Raw genomic sequence first — 19,687 nt, 5'->3', positions numbered from 1 at the left:
TTTCCCCTGATGGCATTGGTCCCGCATGCGGGACGTTCTGGGGGCAAATGTTCAGCGCGTCGCTTCCTCGTATCTCACCGGTAGCGCACGGGTAGGCCGTGGGCTGCTTCTAGTCACGAACCGCTGCTTCGATCACGGCGATGTCGATTTTCATTTGCTTCATCATGGCTGCCATCGCCTTGGTGGACACATCCTTGTCGGCACTCGTCGTCAACTCCGTGAGCCGCTTTGGGTAAACCTGCCATGACACCCCGTAGCGGTCCTTGAGCCATCCGCAGTGGCTTTCCTCGCCGCCATTTGCGGTCAGAGCTGCCCAGAGCCGATCCGTCTCGGCCTGATCGTCCGTCGCAACTGAAATCGACACCGCCTCAGTCAGGGTGAACATCGGTCCGGCGTCGAGTATTTGGTAAGGCACTCCCCCTAGCGAGAAGTCGATCACCGAGAAGGCACCATGTCCGGCGTCGCCATGAAAGGCCGTCTCGATCCGGCTTCCTGGGATCAGGGAGCAGTAGTATTCAGCAGCTTCGCGGCCTCGCCCGTCGCGGAACCAGAGGCAGGTGCGGATGGAATTCGCCATAGTATTGTTCGTTGTTGGTGGGTTGATAAATTTCGCGTCGTTCAAGGGTACGACGAACAAGCGAGTGACTTCAGGACATCCATTTTTCAGTTTTCACAGTTATGAGGAATTGGTTCGGTGGCTGAACGACTCAAGCTCAGCGACCCGGCCCACGGGACGCCAGATTGCATCCGCGCTTCCCTACCGCGCATGGCTGGGGCTCACGCGACGCTCGGGCCGAGAGTGATGACGACACTACCTCTCTTGTGTCCACGATCTACGTACCGATTCGCATCGACCATATTCTCGAACGGATAGCTGCGATCGATGACCGGTGTGAACCTGCCCGCCGCGGCAAGTTCCCCGAGCTGGCGAACGTACTCGGGCCGCTCGGCGGCTGGGCCGGCGATGACTCTCTTGCCGCTCGTTAGGCTGTGCCAGGGTGCCTTCAAGAGCTCTGGAAGACTTGCCAGAACGAGGAGCAGTCGTCCGCCTCTGCGCAATGCAGGCCCGCTCCGGGCGAAAGGCGCGTTACCCACAGTGTCAACGATGACGTCAAATGGCACCTTGGACTGGGCGAAGTCGCGTTGCGTGTAGTCGATCACCTCGTCGGCGCCGATGGATCGCACCAGCTCCAGATTGGCAGCACTGCAGACGCCTGTAACGTGTGCGCCAAAGTGCCTGGCAAGCTGCACTGCGGCACTGCCTACTGTGCCAGAGGCACCATTGACGAGCACGCGTTCGCCGCTGCGTAGCTCACCCCTTCGGAAATAGTCCAATATGGTTGCTCCGCCGAAGGAGAGCGCAGCAGCCTGCTCGAAGCTCAGATTCGATGGCTTCAATGCGACAGCGCCATTCGCCGGCAAGCACTTGTATTCAGCGTGGCAACCCAGGCCGGCGCCTGTGAAGGCAAAGACCTGATCACCGACTTTGAAGGACGTGACAGCGCGCCCCACTGCTTCTACATCGCCTGCGAGTTCGGATCCGAGAACCGGCTTCCTCGGTCCTCGGATGCCGATGGCGAGACGCCCCAGCACGCCGAATCCACGAGGCATCTCGAGGCTGCGCATCCTCCAGTCGGCGGAGCTAACCGTCGTGGCACGGACCCGAATCAAGAGTTCGTTGTCTCCTGGCGTCGGTCTTGGTTGCTCGGTTATCTCGAGAACGTCAGGAGAACCATACTTCTGGTAGGTGATGACCTTCACTGCTTCCCGCTTCCAGGTTCAATTCGCATAGAGGATTCGTGTCCGTTCTGGGGCCAGACCACTCCAAGCTGAGTGACCTCGAAACCTGTTCGGCCTGTTGCGACGTCATCATGATTGGCTCCCCCCCATTGGGTTCAAGCCCCTCACAACGAACTCTCCGGCCCACTGGTTTACCGGGTCACTGAATTACTGAATTACCGATTCTCCGGCGCAGGCTTGCTGGAGGCCATGTCTTGTGGGGGCACGCGGAAGAGCTTGCCGGTGTAGGGGCATTTCACTTCCATGCCCACGGGAAGGCCGGTCACGTCCACGAGCTGGTGGGCCGCAGCGTAGGGGCTGTTAACATACCCAGGGCGACCCTGGATGGGGGAACCGTAGGGAATCTCAGGAGCTGGAGCGGGTGCTGGCGCTGGGGTGGTGGCGACAGTGGGATTCGCGGGGGGATTGGAGGCGGCCCCTTTGCTCGTGCTGGCATTTGGGCCGTCAGCCCCGGAAGTCGGGTTCGAGCCGGAAACAGAGTTCGAGGAAGGACCGCTGGCAGGGCCGGCCATGTCCTTCAACTGCGGAGGAGCGGGCTTGGTGTCTTCCGTCTTGGCGAGGCCCGTGGGGCCGGATCCGGAGCCAGATCCAGACTTGGGACTGGTCTTGGGCCGCACGGTTGGAGCTTCTGGAGTCGCTGGGGCAGTGCGGGGGCGATCTGCCAGTTCTGTCTCAGGGCTGGACTTGGGTTCAATCCCAGCTCCGGCGGGTACGATGAAGGGTTTGTTCGTGTACGGGCAGACCATGGTACTGCCCGCTGTGCTGCGCTTCACATCAATGAGCCGCGGCGGATTGGTGTAGGGTGAGCGCACATACCCCGGTAGTCCCGGCACCGCATGAGCGGTCAGGGTGCCTTCGGGCGGAGTCATTGGGGTGCTGCTGGCCACATCGCGTCCTTCCGTGCGGGCGGTGCCTGTCTTCTGGGAGTTCGTCGGCGTGGCCGGCGTCTGGGCCATCAGCGGGCGCGGTTGGGAAGGCGTGTTGAGGATCGGCTTGGACGCCGGGCCAATGGGTTTCACCGGCCCGGGTGCATCCAGCGGACGGCGTGGAGTGCGCATCTCATACGAGATGTAGGCGAACAGGCCGTCGTGGCGGATCTTCTGCCACGCCTGCTTGGGCGGCAGCGCGCAGGAAGCAAGGGTCAACAGGGCGGTGATGGCACACCCGACTGGGGCCAAGTTACGAAGGCGATGGGCGCTGCTCATGATGACGCGATTGACTCGATGGCGGTGCTGGGCAACTGATTGTAAAAACCCGGCACCTCATTTGCAAGTCCGGCAGTTGAGAGTAATTCAAGTTTTTTTAAAAATTGCAGTGAGCGGGTCTTTTTGTGGATGAAATGGCAAATCATATCAGTGGGCAAGCCGGCTCTTCCCTGGGCCAAGGCGGGTGTGGAGGATTACTCCAAGCGCTTGCGGCGCATGGCGCAGGTGGACATGGTGACGCTCAAGGAGGGGACACCGGAACAGGTGGGGGATCGCGCGCTGGAAGCGGCCAAGGACAGCTGGTGCATCGTGCTGGATGAAAAGGGTCGTCATCTCACGAGCATGGAGCTCGCCAAGTGGATCGAGAAACAAGAACTCACTGGCAGGAAGCGAGTGTCCTTCCTCATCGGAGGGGCGGACGGGCATTCGCCCAAGGTCAAAGCGGCTGCCAACGAGCTCTGGTGCCTCTCTGCCATGACTCTGCAACACGAGGTGGCGCTCGTCCTGCTCCTGGAGCAAATCTACCGCGGCTATTCCATCCTCAGGGGGGATCCGTATCACCGGGAGTGAAGGGGGGTGGAATTTTAAAATTTTTTCAGGGTCTGGCTAATTAAGTCTTGCTTGAGAAGGTTCGCAAAATTACTATCCGGGGCTGAACATTCAGGTGGCGTTAATTTATGGGGAATCCGCAAGCATCCATTCTTCGGCAGGTGATCGAAGGTCACTCCCAGCTCACGTCGGATGCCCCTGAATCACTCGGCGCTGCCGCTTCTGCCTCCGGGGCGAATCCCGCAGCCGTCCCTGCATCTGCTCCCGCCTCTGGCGCAGCGCCTGCCACGGGCAAGGTTCCGGCTGTGCATGCGGGGCATATGAAGCTTCTTTTTGAAAATGCGCCGGTGGCCATGGCGATGTTCGACCAGCAGATGCGCTATCTCCTGGCCAACCGCCGCTGGCTGGAGGACTTCAAGCTCACCCAGGTGGATGTGGTGGGGAAGAGCCAGTACGAGTTGTTTCCTGCACTTCATGCCGGCTGGCGTCACGTGTATGAGCGGGCGCTGGGCGGCCAGGTGGTGCGCAGTGACCGGGACGCGACAACCCAGGACGGCCGCCCCGTGGTGTATCGCTGGGAGGTTCGCCCCTGGCGGCACATCGACACCAGCATCGGCGGTGTGATGATCAGCTGTGAGCATCTCTACGCCAGCCCGGGCGGAAGCGAACGAAGCACCCAGGAGGAGTCAGCCCGTGTTGACTCCTCAGACCCGGGCGCCGCGCTCTGGCAGGCCAGCCTGCCGCTCATGGCCCTGGACGCCGAGGGGCGTATCCTGCGCATGAGCCGCGGTGTTTCCAGCCAGCTCCTCTCTGAGGGGGTGGTGGTCGGGGAGACTCCCATGTGGGAGGCCTTTGGCGAGAAGATCGAGCGCGGGCCGCTGCAACAGCATGTGCTGGCCACGATCAAATCCGTGCTGGAGGGCGACCATCCACACGCTGTGATCAATGTGTATGGCGATGCTCCCGGCGCGCTGCAGAACGACGATGCGCCGCCGGATCGCTGGCTGGTGTCCCAGGCCCCGGGCGGTCCGCTCGGTATGGAAGGAGATGCCGTGCTGGCGGTTGGCCTTGCCGGACTGGCAGGACTGGAGCCCTGCGGGTTGCAATCCTCCATCGTGCCGCCTCCTGCCTCCGTGATCTTTGGCGAGACCAAGCTGCCCCCGCGTCCTGCCACGGTGGTGCCCATTCTGGCCCCATCTCCGCCTGCGCCCACCCTTCTGCCCACCGTGGCTCCGACTCATACCCTTGCCCCGGCGGCTGCGCCTCTGCCGCAGAGCCATGTGGTGGCTGCCGTGGATGAAGCCGTGCAGCGTCGTCTCGCGGAGGAAGTGGCCCGCATGCGCATGGCCCTGAAAGAGGCTACCGATTCTGAAGGTGTGTCCCGCCAGCGTGAGGCTCGACTGCGCGCCGTGCTGGAGCTCGCCCCGTGTGGACTCCTCGTACTCGATGAGCGGGCCCGTCCCCTCTATTGCAACGCCCATCTCCACCTGCTGCTGGGCCGCCCTCTGGCGGACGGTCGCACCATGGAGGAGTGGCTGGCGGAGGCCTGCCGGGATGAGGTCCATCGTGAGCAGGTGCTGCTGCAATGGCGCGAGGGCATCTGGCGCAAGCAGCTTACCCTCGCCATGGCTCTGGTGAGTGCTGAAGGCGTGGTCAAAGACATCGAGATCCGGCCCGTTTCCCTGCCCGGTGGCGGATTGCTGGCCATGCTCCAAGATGTGACCGATACCCGGAGGAGCGAGGAAATGCTGCGCTCCACCGAGGCCAAGTTCCGCACGCTCGTGCACGAGAATCCTCTGCCGGTGCTGTTGGCCGACCGTCTCGGTGCGGTGTTCGATGCCAACCCTGCCGTGGAGTCTCTGCTGGGCTACACCCGTGCCGAACTGCGGCGCATGCGACTGGATCGCTGGCTGGATTCGGAAAGCGTTACCCGACGCGCCTCCACTCTGCGGGATTTGCTGGAGCGCGGGGAGCGCTCTGCCTGGACCACGGTCACCGTGGTGCCGCGGGAGGGGGATGCTCTGAAGGTGGACTTGCGTCTCGCCATCGTGCCGGATGCCCTGGGCCAGCCTCTGTTCACCATTCATTTCTTCCAGCCCAAGGTGGAGCCACCGCCCGCGCCTGAGCCAGCCCCAGCCATGGACTGGACGCACCCGCTGTTCGCCACTGCCGCCGAGGTCCAGCCTGAGTACGCTCCCGCGCCGCCGGCTCCGGTGGAGTATCGTCCGCTGGTGCTGCTGACCACAGACTTGCACGGTCGCATCTCGGACTGGAGTCCGGAAGCCGTCGAACAGTTCGGGTTCGAGGAGACAGAAATCACCGGGCGCGGCCTGCACTGCCTCTTTCGCCCCTCGGATGCCACCGGCTTCTATGGCGAACTCGCCAGCCTGTCCAGTGATCCTGATGGGGAAGGGCACCACTGGGCCTTCTACCATCGCGACAAGGGGCGTCAGGAAGGTGTCTTCAAGATTCAGAAACACCCGGAGGATGGCGACCTTTCGATCTCCCTCCTCAAGGACCTCCCTGCCTCCGCTCCCGGAGTGGCCAGTGCGGCCGGGCACTTCACGGCAGATCCGGGACATGCTGGAGCCACCAAGGTCCACATCCCCGCCTCGGCCTTTACCACGCGGGCTGAATCTCCGCCGGAGCCTCCGGCACCTCCTGCTCCAGCGAAGCCGGATGCCGAGGACTTGAAGCGCGAACGCATCATCCTGGGTGAGTCCTATCGGCGGGTGAAGAATCACCTGCAGATCATCACCTCCATGCTCAACCTCCAGTTGAGCACGCTGCGCAATGAAGAGGCACGGGACGCTCTGCGCTCCAGCCAGAACCGCGTGCGTTCGCTCGCCGCGCTGCACCAGCATCTCTATGCACTGGCCAGTGGGGAATCCAGCGGCTTCCATGCTTTTGCGGATGGTCTCATCTCCCACCTCCGGGAATGCTACGAGGTGGCAGTGGAGCAGGTGCAGCTGGATTTGCGCGTGCAGGATGAACTCCTGCCGGAAGACTGGCTCATGCCTCTGGCGCTCTCGCTTAACGAAATGGTCTCCAACGCCTTCCAGCATGCCTATGGCGACGGACGAAGCGGCCAGATGACGGTAGAACTCCACTGGGATGATCAAAAGGCTCATCTCCTGGTGAAAGACGACGGCGTTGGCATGTCGCCAGACTTTGACGACCACCGGGGCAATGGGCTGGGCATGAAGATCTTGCGCGTCTTTGCTGGCCAGCTCGGCGGCGAGGTGAAGGTGCAGGGACAACCGGGTGAGGGGGTCAGTTTTCATCTGGAGTTTCCCGTGTCAGACGCGCCCCGCTCCTAGTGCCAAGCGGCACGGAAGTGCCCAGGGGGTGCGTTTTCAGTTGCAACAGGGGACAAATTACAGTGATATTAACTATCGCTGGAAACTATGGTCCCCTCTGCCCCTATCCGTGTACTTCTCTTGGACGAAAGATCCCAGTCCGGTGGCGGCGTGGCGGGGGCTCTTCGCGCCCTCGGGCATGAAGTCGTGGGAGTGACGTCGGCGGATACGGCCGTGGGTCCCGAGCCCTTAAAGCTGGCGGAGGAAACCTCACCCGATGCGGTGGTGGTCTCGCTTTCGGCCGCGACGGCTGAGCGCACGCTGCAGGTGACCTGTGATCTGGCGCTGAACCGCCGACTGGCTGTGGTGCTGGTGGTCTCGCCCGAGGTGGATGCCAGCCTGCTCGTAGCGGCCCAGGATCTGCCTTTCTGCCAGATCGCGTGGGAACCGCTTCGCACTGGCGAGTTGCGCACCGCGTTGGAACTGGCCGTGGCGCGGCATCAGCGGGCTCTGCTCAATGAGCGGCGCGAGCACCTCGTGGTGCAGGCGTTTGAGAGTTTGAACGAAGCCGTGATCGGCACCGATTTTACCGGGCGCATCCGGTTTATGAATGACGAGGCGGTGCGCCTCACGGGCTGGGAAGAGGCCGAGGCGTGGGGCTGCGCCCTGGATGAAGTTTACCAAGCCACCGTGAAGACCGGCGGAGAGGTGCCCTCACCCCTGATGCGTCGTGTCGATCTCCGTCATCGCATGGGCGGGGCCACGCTCTGTGAAGAGCGCATGTCCCCGGTGCGGGATGAGCACGGCAGCATCAATGGCATGATCATCACCTTGCGCCAGCTCAGCGCCCGCACCTCCGCAGTGGCGGGCGTGGGCGAGGCAGGGGCCAAGAACCGCCCGACGGGTCCGGTCACCGCCGGGGAGCAGCCCGCTCCGCTGGCAGACATTGTCGAGAGCATCTCTGATCCCCTCGCGGCCTTGGATGGTCGCTGGACCTTCACCTACGTGAACAGCAGCGCCGCCCGTCTCTTTGGCCGGGAGAAGGCGCAGCTCGTAGGCCAGAGCCTCTGGGAAGTGCTGCCACCCAGCGTGAAGGCCGCTCATGAAGAGGAGCTGGACAAGTCCCTCCACCAGCGCGTGACTGCCACGCGGGAGATCTTCCTGGAGGAGACCCAGACCTGGTTTGAGGCTCGAACCTACCCCTTCGGCAGTGGATCGCTGTTGCTGCTCAAGGACATCACCTCCCGCAAGCTGGAACTGGAGCGCAACCATCGCATGGACCGCCTCGAGTCTCTCGGCCTCCTGGCCCGCGGGTTTGCTCATGATTTCAACAACCTGCTCACCGTGCTGCTGGGCAACCTCTCCCTGGCGGAGATGCGCTTTGGGTCCTCTGGCGAGAAGCTCATGGAGCTGGCCACGGCCAAGCAGGCCACCTTCCAGGCCCAGAGTCTGGTGCAGCAGCTTCTCACCTTTGCCCGCGGCGGCGCCCCCATCAAGCGCATGGTTTCCCTGGCGGACCTGGTGCGCGCCTTCTTCTACAACCACCAGCGGGTGGACCGGGTGAATTACTTCGTGGAGGTCCAGGAGGACATGCCTGAGGTGGCGCTGGATCCCAACCAGTTCCGTCGTTTGCTCTCGAACCTGGTGCGGAACTCCGAGCAGGCCGTGCGCGCCACCGGCGGCGATATTCGTGTGCGCTGTGAGGCGGCGGATGCAGCCCGCATGTTCCCCAAGGAAACGCTTTCTGATGAACCCGGTTCCCTGGCTGGCGTCACGCTGGAGATTCATGACAATGGCGAGGGCATCCCCGCCAAGAACCTGGGCCGCATCTTTGAGCCGTATTTCACCACTCGCACCGACGAGAATGCCACCGGCCTGGGGCTGACGGTTTGTGAATCCATCGCCAAGGCTCACGGCGGCGCGATCTCCGTGAGCTCGCATGTGAACACGGGCACGATGGTGCGCTTCTTCCTGCCCGTGGATTCCGAGGCCGAGGTGGAGGACGCCGAAACGGTGGATCTCATCAGCTGCTTCCTGCCTGGCCCGCCCGCCACGCCCCGCATCCTGTTGCTGGAAGACGACCATCTTGTGCGCGCCCTCATCCTGCGCGGTCTGGAGAGGGAAGGCTATCAGGTCGAGGAAACACTTGATGGCAATGAGACCGTGCGGCTATACCAGCAGGCGCTCTCGGACGGCAAGCCTTTCGACCTTGTGGTGCTGGACCTCAGCATCCCCAATGGCATGGGCGGCCTCCGTACGATGGAAAAGCTAAGAGCGCTGGACCCCGGCGTGCTCGCCATCGTCAGCAGCGGGTATTCAGATGACCCCGTCATGGCCCAGCCCGCCTCCGCTGGCTTCGCCGCCGTGCTGCCCAAGCCGTATGAGCCGTTGGAGTTGCTTCGGATTGTGAAGTCCGTGCTCTCCACGCGACATGGCGGGATGGGACGGTAAGTCAGTAATTCGGTGATTCAGTAATTCAGTGGGGCTGCGTGCTGTGGGCCGATATCGAGGTGGAAGTCCCTCGAATCGGCCGCCTCCGTGCGATGGAAAGCCGGCTTCACCGCTTGAAAGCGGAATTCAAACCCTCTCCGTTCCACATGCGGGACGGTCAGGACGCAACTACCTACCGAGTCGCTCTCGCGATGGACCTCAGTGTTGGAGTACCGACTTTAGTCGGCCGAAGCTCCTCAATCGCGCCCTGAGCCGACTGAAGTCGGTACTCCAGCCCCGGTGCGGAGCGGAGATCGCCATCTGGCTGTCCCAGTTGGGTTGGAAGTGGAGGCGCGACATCCCACCACCCACTGGTTTACCGGATTACTGAATTACCGGTTTACTAAAACAGATCTCCCTGCGTGTCCCGCGTGGCCGAAAGCGGCACGGGCAGGCCCAGTTTCTTGTACGCGCTGGGCATGGCCACGCGGCCGCGCGGGGTCCGCTTCACATAGCCCTGCATGACCAGATAGGGCTCATGCACGTCTTCCAGGGTGCTGGCGTCTTCGTGCACGGCCACGGCGATGGAGTTCAACCCGACGGGTCCACCGGCAAACTTGTTGATGAGCGCGTCGAGGATGCGTTTGTCCATCTCATCCAGGCCGTCCTCATCGATGTCCAGCATGAAGAGGGCGGCGGCGGCCACCTGACCGGTCACGGCCTGGTTGCTGGTGCGCACCTGGGCATAGTCCCGCACCCAACGCAGCAGGTGGTTGGCCACGCGTGGGGTGCCGCGGGAGCGCTTGGCCACCTCACGGGCACCGTCGGGTTCCATCTGCACCTGAATGAGTCCGGCGGAGCGCAGCAGGATCTTTTGCAGCTCATCCACCGTGTAGTAGTCCAGCCGGTTGGGGATGCCGAAACGGCCGCGCATGGGCGCGGTGAGCATGCCCGCACGGGTGGTGGCCCCCACAAGAGTGAAGGGCGGGAGGTCGATCCGGATGGTGCGGGCCTTGGGCCCCTGGTCGATGATGATGTCCAGCCGGAAGTCCTCCATGGCCGGGTAGAGGTACTCCTCGATGCTGGGGTGCAGACGGTGGATCTCGTCAATGAAGAGGATGTCCCGCTCCTGCAGGTTCGTCAGGATGCCGGCCAGATCCCCGGCGCGCTCAATCTGCGGGCCGCTCGTGGAGTGGAGCTTGGAGCCCACAGCTGTGGCGACAATGTGGGCCAGTGTCGTCTTGCCCAATCCGGGCGGGCCGCAGAGCAGGACATGGTCCAGAGTGTCCCCGCGTTGCCGTGCCGCTTCCACCATCAGCACCAGCCGCTCTTTCACCCGCTCCTGCCCAGTGAACTCGGAAAAGTCCGGCGGGCGCAGGGCCACATCGTACGGAGATTCCGGTGCCGTGGTCGTCTGGTCGTAGAAGGTCTGGCTCAAGCGGCGGGCGAGGTGATGGGACGGGGCTCGGGCACGGGACGTGCTGTCAGGTACAGGAATAGGGCAAAACCGGGCTAGTCGCGAGGCCGGTTCTGCGTGACGAAGACTTAACCGACAACCCTCGCATTTTCCACCATCAATAGTTTAAAGGAGCCTTCTGATTCCTGCATTTCCGGCTTGACGATGCGGGCTCTTCTAAGCGATATGCGAGTCTCTCTCAACATCCTCAAGGCAACCTCCCGTCTGGTATGACACTCAACAAGTTGATTCGATGCACGCACACCGCAGTTTTGGCGGGTGCTCTCTCCGCGATTCCCGCGTACGCGCAAGTCCCTGGGGCTGGTCCTAAGAAGCTGGTCAAGGAGGTGCAGATCATCTCGGTGGGAGGCGCCAAAATCGATTCCAGCCGTATCATCGCCAACATGGCCACCCGCGAAGGCACGACCTTCGAAGAGGAAGCCGTGGATCGCGACATCAAGAACCTCTACACGACAGGTCTGGTTGAGAGCGTGGATATCTCCACGGTAGACGTCGGCGGTGGGGTGAAGGTTGTCGTCAAAGTGACCGGCCGTGGTGCGATCGGTGAAGTGGCCTTCGTGGGCAACTCCGTGATCGACAGCGAGAAGCTGCGCAAGTCCGTGGAAGTGAAGGTCAACGAGCCCGTGGACGAAGCCAAGCTCTTCGCCGGTGCCACGAAGATCCGTGAGAGCTACGCCAAAAAAGGCTTCGCCGATGTGGGCGTGGAGTACAAGATTGAGTCTCTGCCCACCGCAGGCTTTGTGCGCGTGGTGTACAGCATTGCTGAAGGCCAGCGTGGCATCATCAATGACATCCGTTTCGAAGGCCTGACCGCCGTGAAGGAGAGCACCCTGCGCTCCAAGCTGCAGCTCAAGGAAAAGCGTCCCTGGCACCTCTGGGGCAAAAGCGGCAAACTCAACAACGACGGCCTACAGGAAGACATCCGCACCGTCGAGCGTGCCGTGCAGGACGAAGGCTACGTTTATGCCAAGGTGGTGCAGGTGCGCCGCGAGCCCGTCAAGGATGACCGCGTGGACCTCGTCTTCGTCCTCGACGAAGGCAAGCAGTACAACGTGGCCGAAGTGGCCATCGAAGGAAACACCGTCTTCACCCATGACGAGCTGACCCCGGCGCTCACCCTTGAGACCGGTGCCGCCTACTCCGCCACGGACATCTCCAACGACGAGAAGATGCTCGGCGAGTACTACGGCTCCCGTGGCTACGCTGACGCTCGCATCGACACCAGCGTGGTGCCTGCCGGCCCGTCCTCGGTGAAGATCCTCTACCGCATCGCGGAAGGTGAGAAGTCCTACATCAACAAGATCAACATCGAAGGCAACACCAAGACGAAGGACAACGTCATCCGTCGTGAGCTTGCCTTCGCTCCGGGCGAAGAGTTCAACACTGTCCGCATCGAGAAGAGCCGCAGCCGTCTGTCCAACATGGGCTACTTCAGCCAGGTGGACTTCCGCAACAACCCGACGGGCACCCCCGGGTACAAGGACATCGACATCAGCGTCACGGAGCAGTCCACCGGTTCCATCAACATCGGTGCGGGCTTCAGCTCCATCGACAGCCTGGTCGGCTTCTTCTCCCTTACCCAGACGAACTTCGACATCACCAACTGGCCGAATTTCACCGGTGGTGGCCAGCGCTTCAACCTGGACGTCCGTTACGGTGACAAGCGCCGTGACTTCAGCTTGAGCGTGGTGGAGCCCTGGTTCCTCGGTCAGCGTCTCTCGCTCGGTGGTGAAATCTTCTACCGCGATCTGTACTACCTCAGCGACGAGTATGACCAGCAGAACTACGGTGCTGCGATCAACCTCCGCAAACCGCTGGGTGAGCACGCCTACGCTGAAATTTCCTACACGATCCAGAACGTCACGATCGACAACATCGACGAAGACGCTTCCCAGGCGATCAAGGATGAGGAAGGTGAATTCCTCCAGAGCAAGATCGACCTCTCCCTGGTGCATGACACCCGTGACTCGGTGTACATCACCCGCAAAGGTCACAAGATTTCCGGCGGCGCTCTCGTCTCTGGTGACTTCCTTGGTGGCGATGTCGGCGTGTACGGCCTCAGCCTGGAAGCTGCCCAGTACGTCAGCCTTCCGATGGACATGATCTTCAGCGTGGAAGGTGCTGTGCGCACGGTTGACACCCTCGGTGGTGGCGACGGTGGCGTGCCGATCTTCGAGCGCCTCTTCCTTGGTGGTGCCAACAACCTGCGCGGCTTCGACTACCGCGATGTGGGTCCCAAGGACGAGAACGGTGAGCCTCTGGGCGGCAAGACCTCCGCTTATGCCACGTTTGAACTGAGCTTCCCCATCATCGAGAAGGTCCGCGGTGCGGTCTTCTATGACGTGGGTGTCGTCAGCGGCGACAGCTACGACTGGGGTGGCGATGTGAACTCCGACGTGGGTGTCGGTCTCCGCCTCTTCTTCCTGCCTACCGGCCCCATCCGTCTTGACTTCGGTGTGCCCATGCAGGCTGACGAAGAGAACGACTCCGGCGGCAAGTTCAACTTCAACCTCGGCTACCGCTTCTAAGAAACACTTATCACTGATGAAGGGGCCGCTGCGCAGGCGGCCCCTTTTGCTCTCCGCCTCCACCCTTGCCAGCTAGTATCATGAAATACCTCCGTATCATCGCCGTCATCTGTTCCCTCGCCGCCCTGGCACCCGCCGCCGAAATCAAAATCGGTGTGGTGGACCTCAGCAAGGCCTTCGCTGAATACTACAAGACCAAGGGTGCCCAGTCCCAGCTCAAGGAAAATGCCGACAAGGCCAAAGAGCAGCTGGCTGACCGTTTCGCCACGCTGAAGAAGCTGGCTGACGACATCGAGAAGATCAAAAAGGAAGCCCAGGACCCCGTTCTGAGTGAGTCCATCCGCGCCAAGAAGCGCTCCGAGTTCGAGAGCAAGGCCCAGGAAATCCGCTCCCTGGAGCGCGACATCAATGAGTTCCGCCAGCTTCGTGAGCAGCAGCTTCAGACCGAAGGCATGCAGCAGCGCAAGGGTCTCTATGAAGAGATCCTCAAGGTGGTGAACGACAAGGCCAAGGCCGACCAGTATGACCTCGTGTTCGACAAGAGCGGCATGGGCGCCATGGGCCTGCCCTTCCTGATCCACGCCAAAGAAGGCACCACGCAGGACTTCACCGCTGAGGTGATCGTGGAGCTCAACAAGGACGCCCCTGCCGGCGGTGCCGCCCCGGCTCCTGCTGCAGAAGAGAAGCCTGCCGCGGCTCCGACCAAGTCCAGCTCCAAGAAGAAGTAATTTTCCCCGCCTCCCGCAGGCAGGAAATCTTCTCCGGTAAAACCGACTTCCACCCTGCTTTGAACTTGCGTTCAAAGCAGGGTTTTGCTTTTTAAGCCCGTCGTTTCCCCAAACCGTTTGTCCTCCCTCCCCATGAACATTTTGCTCAAGGAACTGGCCACGCTGCTCGAAGGTAACATCACCCAGGGCGATCCCAATCTGTTGATCACGGGCTTTGGCTCCATCCAGGAAGCGGAGCCGGGTCACATCACCTTTCTGGGCAATCCCCGGTACGCCCCGGCGCTCAAGAAATCCCGTGCCAGCGTGTTGCTGACGGGCGAGGATTTCCAGGACATTCCGGAATCCATGGCCGTCATTCGCGTGGCGAACCCGACGTTACAGTTCTCCATCGTCATCCAGAAGTTTGGCCCGCCCAAACGGGAGATTCAGACCGGTGTTCACCCCACGGCAGTCATCAGCGAGACGGCAAAGCTCAACCCCGAGCGTGTGTACATCGGCCCCCATGTCGTGATTGAAGATGATGTGGAGATCGGTGATGGCACGGCAATCTATGCTGGTTCCTTCATCGGCCACGGTTCCCGCCTGGGGGAGGGGTGCCTGCTTCATGCCCATGCCGTGATCAAGGACCACTGCATCCTCGGCGACCGGGTCATCATCCATAGCGGGGCCATGATTGGGACGGACGGCTTCGGTTACGAGTTCAGCAACGGCCGTCACCTCAAGATCGACCAGGTGGGCATTGTGCAGTTGGACAATGACGTGGAAGTCGGATCCTGCACCACCATTGACCGTGCACGCTTCGGTCGGACCTGGATCGGGGAGGGGAGCAAGATCGACAACCTCGTTCAGATCGCGCACAACGTGGCCACGGGGAAACATTGTCTCATCGTCTCCCAGGTCGGCATCTCCGGTAGCACCCGCCTGGGCAACTATGTCATCCTGGCGGGGCAGACGGGGGTGGCTGGTCATCTCCACATTGGCGACAAAATCACGGTCATGGCCAAGTCCGGTGTCACCAAGGACCTCGCGGAGTCTGGCTCTTACACCGGATTTCCCGCCAAACCCCTCATGGAGGGCCGCCGCGCCCTCGCGTACCCCGGCCGCGTGCCCGAGATCCTGGACCGCCTCAAAGCCATGGAAAAACGCGTCCAAGAGCTCGAGGCCAAGCTCGGTGCTGGCCAGGAGGCGTGATCCTTGAAAGTGAGGGTGAGTTTGCGGAAATAGCGAGCTGCCTTTGATCTCACACAAAGGCACGAAGGCATAAAGGGGCGGGAAGCAGAGGGCGAGCGCTTGTTTGAAAAGCTTGATGATGAGTTCGAAGTCTCGTGGCTAGAGCACCTCAACACCGCGGGTGGAAAGGTCGCCATCGCGAGCAGGTCCTGAAGGGCTCAAAGAGTCCATATGAGGGGTGGGGCTCTGGGCTATCGGTGTCGTATAAGAACTGTGCCCACATCGGAAAGCAGATGTCAGGGGTGTGTTTGGTTCTACCGCGCCCCGCGGCCGTGAGGCACCCCTTGGGCACTTGGTAACACTCCACGGGCAAACATCGCATACCGGGAAGTTAGTGCCTGCCAAGGAACCTGGGGGGCGAAACGCGGTCTGCCGATTTCTCAAAAATGGCCTTGTGCCGGAGAAGCCAGGGGAGCGCACGCATCTTGCGTGCTGTTTCCGGCATCTTGCCGGGAACGTCAGTCAGCGGGTGGCCTCGCGAGGTGCAATCAAACATTCGTGCAACGCCTCCACGTCAGTCCCTTAGGTTCCTTGGCAGGCACTCGCTGAAGCGTCTGCAAGCTTCGACCACTCAGCTGCCGGCACCCAATTTCGATATACTCACATTCTCCGCGAGCTGGCCGCGACATTCTGCCACAGTGCCCCCTCAGTGGTAGCGCCGTTCTGTTCTCTCCTGTACCGCACATCGGCCCCTCCAGCCTTCCTCCACCGTTTTCCCATTCTTTGTGGCTTCCTGCCGAGGGGTGAGAAAAAGGCACCCCCTGCCGCTTGCCCTTACTTTTTACCGTTTCCTGCATTAAACTCCCCCTATGACCCGATCTAACCAACCTCCCCAGCTGCCGCAGTTCCCGCAGATTCCCCAGATAAAGGTCAACTTCCGCACCCTCGGTCTTGGGGCGGTGGGGCTGTTCCTCGTGATTGGTGTGCTGACCAGTTTCTACACCGTACCAGCGGAGTCCGTGGGCGTGGTGCAACGGTTCGGCCGCTATCTGGAAACGAGTGGCCCCGGCCTCCGCTTCCGCATTCCCTTTGGCGTGGACCGCGTCACGGAGGTGCCCGTGCAGCGCCAGCTCAAGATGGAGTTCGGTTTTTCCACCGGCTACACCACGAATGAGTACCAGAGCTCCCGGGAGTCTGACGCAGAGAAGAACATGGTCACGGGCGACCTGAACGCCGCCGAGGTGGAGTGGGTGGTGCAGTACGGCGTGACGGATGCGCGGGCTTATCTCTTCCATCTGCGTACCCCGGAGGCCACGCTACGTGATGTCGCGGAGAGCGTGATGCGTGAGGTGGTGGGAGACCGCACGGTGGATGAGGTGCTCACCTTTGGCCGTGAGGACATTCAGACCGAGGTGCGCAAGCAACTGGTGACCGTGGTGGACCGCTTGGGCATGGGCTTGCGCGTGGAGCAGGTGCAGCTGACCAACGTGCGTCCCCCCGCGCCCGGTGCAGCGCTCGTTTGACGAAGTGAGCCGTGCCCAGCAGGAGCGGGAACAGCTGATCAACCAGGCCAACGGCGAGTACAACAAGGTGGTGCCCCGGGCTCGTGGTGAGGCGGAGCAGAAGGTCAGCGAAGCGGAAGGTTATGCCGTAAAACGCGTCAACGAAGCCGAGGGCGACGTGGCCCGCTTCAATGCCCTGCTGACCCAGTATGAAAAAGCCCCTGAAGTGACCCGCCAGCGCATCTACCTGGAAACCATGGCCGAGGTCATTCCAAAACTGGGTGGCAAGATCATCCTGGATGACGCGGCCAAACAGTTCCTGCCCCTCATGCACCTCCAGCAGCCGCAACCCCAGGTGCCGGTGCCTTACCAGCAGCCCGCTCCTCAGCGTCAGGTCACCCAGCCAGTGCGTTGATCCTGAAACCTCCGGCAGATTTCCATCCGTTCTGTTCCCTATCTTTTTCTCATGAAAGCTTCCATTTACATCCTGTCCCTGGCAGGTGCTGTGCTGCTGCTCTTTCTCTTCTCCATCAGCGCCTACACTGTGGGCGAGACGGAGCAGATCATCATCACCCAGTTCGGCGAGCCCGTCGGCGGTGCCGTCAACAACCGGCTTGAGAAGAATGAGGCCGGCCTTCACTTCAAGGCCCCCTTCATTCAGCAGGTTCACCGTTTTGAGAAGCGCATCCTCGAGTGGGATGGCCCTTCGGACTCCATGTCCACTCGTGAGAAGCTCACCGTCGTGGTGAATGCCTTCGCCCGCTGGCGCATCTCCGATCCCCTCCGCTATTACCAGAGCCTCCGTGACGAACGCAGCGCCCTCTCCCGCATCACCGACATCGTCGGCAGCGCCACCCGCGGTGTGGTGGCCAAGCACGACCTCGTAGAGGTGGTTCGCAGCGACAAGACGCGCAAGGTGGAGGTGGAGAAACTCTCGGTGCAGGGCATCGCCGTGGTGACACAGCTTCCTGCGATCCAGTACGGTCGCTCTGTTCTGGAGAAGGAAGTCCTGGCTGCCGCCGCAGAGAGCGCCAAGGCCTGGGGCATTGAGATCCTGGAGGTGCAGTTCAAGCGCATCAACTACAACCCAGCCGTGAGCGACAAGATCTATGACCGCATGACCTCCGAGCGTATGCAGATCGCCGAACGATTCCGCTCCGAAGGCGAGGGCGAGGCAGCCAAGATCATTGGCCGCAAGGAGAAGGACCTTCGCGAGATCGAATCCAGCGCCTACCGCAAGGTTCAGGAAATTCAGGGTGAGGCCGATGCCAAAGCTACCGAAATCTACGCGCAGGCCTACAACACCAGCACCTCCGCCGCCCAGCTCTATCAGTTCGTCAAGACCCTGGAGACCTACAAAACCACCCTCGGCCGCGACAGCACCCTCATCCTCACGACGGATAGCGACTTCTTCAAGTACCTGAAGTCCATGAACCCGGAAGGAAAGGCAGAATCGGCTGCAACACCCGCGGTGAAACCAGCGCAAGCCAAAGCGACGCCAGCACCTGCCGTGGTTCCAGCACCTGTTCCGGTGCCGACCCCTCCGCCAGTGCCAGCGCCAGCTCCGGTGGCCCAGTAATTCGGTAGTTCCCGGCTGTGCGTGCCACCGGCGTCTCGCCGGTTGAGCGCGATGAGTAGCACGGTTGGGCGTGTCATAGCCAATAAAGGCTGCGGCACCCTGACCTGCGGCATTGGGTGCGGAGAATGAGAGTGGGTAATTGGGACATTCGTCCTTGCGGCGACTGAGCCGATGGAAACCATCGGACTACGCTGCAGCGTGGCTGCAGGAGTAGTCCGACGGTCCCCGTCGGGTGGTGAGCAGAGCGGTGGTGCGGGAAATGCGGCGATACCTGCTGGCCGGTATGGCGCGTCTTCCTGCACGTGAGCTTGCGTCTGCTTGACGTTGCCTGTCGACTGGAAGCGTTGGGTGTTTCAGAGTGAGTTCGCTGAGTCAATGTCGCGGACGATTTGATGGCCCATGTCGATATCCAGAATACGTTGCCCCACCACGTCCGCTCGACTTGACCAACTCGCCTGTCTAAAATCCGTCATGGACTATCCTTCCCTCGAAGCTGCGTTGAAATCGTATTTTGGCGAAGACTGTGAAATCACTCAGGAGGAAGACGAAAGCGATGCCTGGCGCGGTATGGTGAATGGTGTGAAGATGGGCATGTACGAGGACCTTGTGAAAGAGGCCCGGCAACTGCTGACCCGTTCTGACCAGGAGATCTACGAGTACTTGCGGGCAAAGGCCCCGGCCTGGGAAATGGAGTCGCCTGCACTGGCCCGTCGCAGCGTCGAAATCCTCTGGATGTATGTCGATGCCTATACGGAATAGTCCGATTCATCTGAGACGGCTTGTGCTGCTGAAGTGACACAGCCGTCCCGGCTGTGCGTGCTACCGGCGTCCCGCCGGTCGGGTATCTCTCTGCTGGCACTTTCATCGAGGAAATCAAGTCCCCCTCTTCGGCTTGCCTGGATCAGGCAATTCGCCTATCTTGAGCGATGCCCACCGAGGAACAGATTCTGGAGCGAATGCCCGTTTGGGACGCGTTGTCAGAGCTTTTCCTGGATGACGAACTGTCTCAAGAGGATTGCCGACGCATGGCGTCGGTTCTTGCGCAAAGCAGATACAGCGTCGAAGCACTACAGGAAATACTCCGGCATGAAGTCTATCCGGCCTGCTCTCTGAACTTAATCAGCGTGGCGGGTGCCTGGGGAGCTTGGGGTGAAGATTGGATTCGGGAGCGCATCGCTCCGCGATACAACCAGCGGCCCCTTGTTCATCTTCCTGCCTTCCAGTGGGGAGCCATTGAAGGGACCTGGAGGAGCGTGAAAACCCTGCTGACCGAGCAACGCCGAGAAACACGGGCAGAGGCAGCTAGTCTCTAACGGCAGTGCCCGTGGCGACGCAGCCGTCCCGGCTGCGCGTGCCAACGGCGTCCCGCCGCTTGGAGGTCGCGCTGCTCGTACACCTGTAGGATCTGATGCCGTGCGGT

General features: G+C 61.5%; 13 protein-coding genes and 1 pseudogene. 10 read left to right on the top strand and 4 right to left on the bottom strand.

The annotated features are described in order from the left end of the window. Window positions 1-109 precede the first annotated feature (109 nt). The 3 genes from BV034_RS27115 to BV034_RS27105 all read right to left on the bottom strand — a co-directional run bounded on the left by BV034_RS27115 (window position 110) and on the right by BV034_RS27105 (window position 3,005). Entirely contained in the window at window positions 110-577 is a 468-nt protein-coding gene (locus BV034_RS27115) for a VOC family protein (RefSeq protein ID WP_050030088.1), read from the bottom strand. 200 nt (window positions 578-777) lie between these two features. After that, window positions 778-1,761 carry an NAD(P)-dependent alcohol dehydrogenase gene (locus BV034_RS27110; protein ID WP_050030087.1) on the bottom strand — a complete coding sequence of 328 codons (984 nt, stop codon included), beginning with the start codon at window positions 1,759-1,761 and terminating at the stop codon, window positions 778-780. Window positions 1,762-1,955: 194 nt separating this feature from the next. Beyond that, window positions 1,956-3,005: a hypothetical protein gene (locus BV034_RS27105; RefSeq protein ID WP_050030086.1), complete on the bottom strand. Its 1,050-nt coding sequence runs from the start codon at window positions 3,003-3,005 to the stop codon at window positions 1,956-1,958. 129 nt (window positions 3,006-3,134) lie between these two features. Between BV034_RS27105 and BV034_RS27100 the strand changes: the two genes are divergently transcribed. From BV034_RS27100 to BV034_RS27090, 3 genes are all read left to right on the top strand, one after another. Next, window positions 3,135-3,575 carry a 23S rRNA (pseudouridine(1915)-N(3))-methyltransferase RlmH gene (locus BV034_RS27100; protein WP_050030085.1) on the top strand — a complete coding sequence of 147 codons (441 nt, stop codon included), beginning with the start codon at window positions 3,135-3,137 and terminating at the stop codon, window positions 3,573-3,575. Between the two features lie 140 nt (window positions 3,576-3,715). Next, window positions 3,716-6,874 (top strand): PAS domain S-box protein, encoded by a 3,159-nt coding sequence (locus BV034_RS27095; RefSeq protein WP_265593528.1) that lies wholly within the window; start codon window positions 3,716-3,718, stop codon window positions 6,872-6,874. Between the two features lie 120 nt (window positions 6,875-6,994). Further along, the gene (locus BV034_RS27090; protein ID WP_050030083.1) at window positions 6,995-9,304 is read left to right on the top strand and encodes an ATP-binding protein; all 2,310 of its coding nucleotides are present in this window, start codon (window positions 6,995-6,997) and stop codon (window positions 9,302-9,304) included. A 382-nt stretch (window positions 9,305-9,686) separates the two neighbouring features. On the opposite strand, the gene ruvB is transcribed toward BV034_RS27090, so the two are convergent. Beyond that, the gene (ruvB, locus tag BV034_RS27085; protein WP_050030082.1) at window positions 9,687-10,721 is read right to left on the bottom strand and encodes a Holliday junction branch migration DNA helicase RuvB; all 1,035 of its coding nucleotides are present in this window, start codon (window positions 10,719-10,721) and stop codon (window positions 9,687-9,689) included. A 248-nt stretch (window positions 10,722-10,969) separates the two neighbouring features. On the opposite strand from ruvB, the gene bamA reads away from it, so the two are divergent. The 7 genes and pseudogenes from bamA to BV034_RS27050 all read left to right on the top strand — a co-directional run bounded on the left by bamA (window position 10,970) and on the right by BV034_RS27050 (window position 19,580). Next, window positions 10,970-13,288, top strand: a complete 2,319-nt coding sequence (gene bamA / locus BV034_RS27080) for an outer membrane protein assembly factor BamA (protein WP_050030081.1) — start codon at window positions 10,970-10,972, stop codon at window positions 13,286-13,288. Between the two features lie 80 nt (window positions 13,289-13,368). After that, window positions 13,369-14,016: an OmpH family outer membrane protein gene (locus BV034_RS27075; RefSeq protein ID WP_050030080.1), complete on the top strand. Its 648-nt coding sequence runs from the start codon at window positions 13,369-13,371 to the stop codon at window positions 14,014-14,016. A gap of 132 nt (window positions 14,017-14,148) precedes the next feature. After that, window positions 14,149-15,207 (top strand): UDP-3-O-(3-hydroxymyristoyl)glucosamine N-acyltransferase, encoded by a 1,059-nt coding sequence (gene lpxD / locus BV034_RS27070; protein ID WP_050030079.1) that lies wholly within the window; start codon window positions 14,149-14,151, stop codon window positions 15,205-15,207. A gap of 848 nt (window positions 15,208-16,055) precedes the next feature. After that, a pseudogene (hflK, locus tag BV034_RS36900) lies at window positions 16,056-17,103 on the top strand (FtsH protease activity modulator HflK). Window positions 17,104-17,154: 51 nt separating this feature from the next. Continuing rightward, window positions 17,155-18,267 (top strand): protease modulator HflC, encoded by a 1,113-nt coding sequence (gene hflC, locus BV034_RS27060; RefSeq protein WP_050030078.1) that lies wholly within the window; start codon window positions 17,155-17,157, stop codon window positions 18,265-18,267. A 471-nt stretch (window positions 18,268-18,738) separates the two neighbouring features. Then, a complete protein-coding gene (locus BV034_RS27055) occupies window positions 18,739-19,026 on the top strand; it encodes a hypothetical protein (protein ID WP_050030077.1) in 288 nt (95 codons plus the stop codon). A 167-nt stretch (window positions 19,027-19,193) separates the two neighbouring features. Then, window positions 19,194-19,580, top strand: coding sequence for a hypothetical protein (locus BV034_RS27050; protein WP_050030076.1), 387 nt, complete (start codon window positions 19,194-19,196; stop codon window positions 19,578-19,580). The last annotated feature ends 107 nt before the right edge of the window (window positions 19,581-19,687 follow it).

Origin of the sequence: Verrucomicrobium sp. BvORR034, from assembly GCF_000739635.1 — a bacterium.
Lineage (GTDB): Bacteria > Verrucomicrobiota > Verrucomicrobiia > Verrucomicrobiales > Verrucomicrobiaceae > Verrucomicrobium.
This window is presented reverse-complemented; position numbering and strand designations above follow the sequence as displayed.

What these genes read in the sequence shown, in the direction of transcription:
- BV034_RS27105 (WP_050030086.1), bottom strand. Translation starts at nt 3,005, where the DNA reads ATGAGCAGCGCCCATCGCCTTCGTAACTTGGCCCCAGTCGGGTGTGCC.
- lpxD (WP_050030079.1), top strand. Translation starts at nt 14,149, where the DNA reads ATGAACATTTTGCTCAAGGAACTGGCCACGCTGCTCGAAGGTAACATC.
- hflC (WP_050030078.1), top strand. Translation starts at nt 17,155, where the DNA reads ATGAAAGCTTCCATTTACATCCTGTCCCTGGCAGGTGCTGTGCTGCTG.
- BV034_RS27055 (WP_050030077.1), top strand. Translation starts at nt 18,739, where the DNA reads ATGGACTATCCTTCCCTCGAAGCTGCGTTGAAATCGTATTTTGGCGAA.
- BV034_RS27115 (WP_050030088.1), bottom strand. Translation starts at nt 577, where the DNA reads ATGGCGAATTCCATCCGCACCTGCCTCTGGTTCCGCGACGGGCGAGGC.
- BV034_RS27075 (WP_050030080.1), top strand. Translation starts at nt 13,369, where the DNA reads ATGAAATACCTCCGTATCATCGCCGTCATCTGTTCCCTCGCCGCCCTG.
- BV034_RS27050 (WP_050030076.1), top strand. Translation starts at nt 19,194, where the DNA reads ATGCCCACCGAGGAACAGATTCTGGAGCGAATGCCCGTTTGGGACGCG.
- bamA (WP_050030081.1), top strand. Translation starts at nt 10,970, where the DNA reads ATGACACTCAACAAGTTGATTCGATGCACGCACACCGCAGTTTTGGCG.
- BV034_RS27100 (WP_050030085.1), top strand. Translation starts at nt 3,135, where the DNA reads ATGAAATGGCAAATCATATCAGTGGGCAAGCCGGCTCTTCCCTGGGCC.